The 1895-nt window shown below is 48.3% G+C and carries 2 protein-coding genes; both read right to left on the bottom strand.

What is annotated here, in order from left to right:
* Positions 1-651: branched-chain amino acid ABC transporter permease (locus ACPLUI_RS14410; protein WP_424660935.1), on the bottom strand; the 651-nt coding region annotated here is incomplete at its 3' end.
* Positions 652-715: 64 nt separating this feature from the next.
* Positions 716-1895: ABC transporter substrate-binding protein (locus ACPLUI_RS14405; protein WP_424660934.1), on the bottom strand; the 1180-nt coding region annotated here is incomplete at its 5' end.

Genomic DNA, 1895 nt, shown 5'->3' with positions numbered 1-1895 from the left:
CCACAGATAAAACAAGGGGAGCAACAGGGACCCCCCCGCAGCAGCAAGTGCCGAACCGATACCAAAAGTGATCACCGTTACTCGGGGAGCGTTGACGCCCATATAAATGGCCGCCTCCCTATCCTGGGCCGTTGCCCGGATAGACCGGCCCAGATCTGTCCGGGTGAGAAAAAGATGCAATAACCAGGTAAAGACCATGGCAATTAAAAAGCCAATGGTCATGGGAATACTTATGGATATATCACCCAGAAAGAAGGTGCTGGAGGAATAACCGGTCGCCACCGACCGGTAATCCGATTTAAAGATCAGCCGCATCGTTTCGGTTAAAACCAGCATAATGCCTACAGTTAACAGAACCTGGTTTTCCGGCAAAATGGAATCAACTTCCACCAGGCGGTTAATTAAGTATTTTTGAATTATACAACCAATCAAAAACAGAACAGGCATAGAAATAAACATGCCCAGGTAAGGATCAATACCCCATTCTTTAAAACAAAAATAAGTAATGTACATGCCCACCATCACCAGTGCCCCGTGAGCCAGATTGATAATCTTCATCACACCCATGATCAGGGTCATGCCAATGGCAATCAAGGCATACATAGCGCCAAGAAGAATACCGCAGATGATTGTCTGTAAGAACAAGGACATGCGAGATTATACCTCCCATGCTTTAAAGAGCAGGGGGAAGGACCCCCTGCTCGACAAGTCATATTTACTTTCGCTCGCTCCATTTTGGCACGGGGAAGACCAGTTTTCCTGAAGCAGCCTCTTCAGGCCAGACCACCTCAAGCTTACCCTTTTGCCATTGCACTACATAGGTGGTGGGTTTATCCTGGTTGGTATAGCCTTCCCAGTCCTCAAATTTGATGGGCCCCATGATGGTCATCAGATCGGTTTCTTTTAAGGCCTTCTGGATGCCTGCAGGAGTGAAATCCCTGGCCCGTCCCAAAGCATCAGCAATTACGTACATGGTAGCATAGGCCTGGGCACCGTGGTAATCGGGTTCTTTACCGTATTTTGCCTTGTACTTCTTAAAGTAATCGCTGGCCCCCTTCCAGGAAACGCTGGGAACCCACAGAGTTGTGGAAGCCACATACTCAGCGGCATTCCCGGCATTTTCCAAAAATTCCGGCATGGTATAGCCAGCCGCTCCACCTACAAACAGCCTGGGGTTTAAATCCAGTTCTTTCATTTGCTTAACAATAAGAGAAGCATCCATTACATAAGAAACGGCAAAAACAATGTCCGGATTGGCCTTTTTCATATTGGCCAGCATGGGTTTAAAGTCAATGGCACCTTTTTCGTATCCCTGGTCAAAAACCACATTGATCCCTCTGGCCTTACAGGCAGCCCGGAAGGCTTCGGCAGAACTGGTACCAAAGTCGGTATTTTCATAGATAATGGCTACATTGCGGGGCTTAATCTTTTTGTCAAACAAATCCCACAGGGCAGAAGTATATTTGCTGGATGGTGCTGCGGTCCCCCTGAATACCCACTGCCACCCCTGTTTGGTGATCTTGTCGGCAGAACCGGTGACAATGAGGAAAGGGATACCCTTTGATTGAGCGGTCCCGGCAATAACGTTGGTATTGGCACTACTGTAGCCCCCGCTGAGCATGGCCACCTTATCCTGATTAATCAATTTTTCAGCAGCAGCTTTGGCAGCGTCCTGCCTGCTCTGGTCGTCCTCAAATATCAATTTTATTTCTTTTCCGTTAACCGTGGTCTTACCGGCTGTTTTCAACTCCTCATAGGCCATTTCCATAGAATTTTTCTCCATGGTGCCAAACATGGCTTCAGTCCCGGTTAAGGGAAGGATGACACCCACTTTGACCACATTTTGAGATCCCTGCTCTTGCTGGGATCCCCCCGCCCCACACCCGGCTGTAAAG

The sequence above is a fragment of the Desulfofundulus sp. genome (assembly GCF_049701015.1).
Classification (GTDB): Bacteria; Bacillota; Desulfotomaculia; order Desulfotomaculales; family Desulfovirgulaceae; genus Desulfofundulus.
The sequence above is the reverse complement of the archived record's forward strand: the minus strand, read 5'-3'. Positions and strand labels throughout refer to the sequence as shown.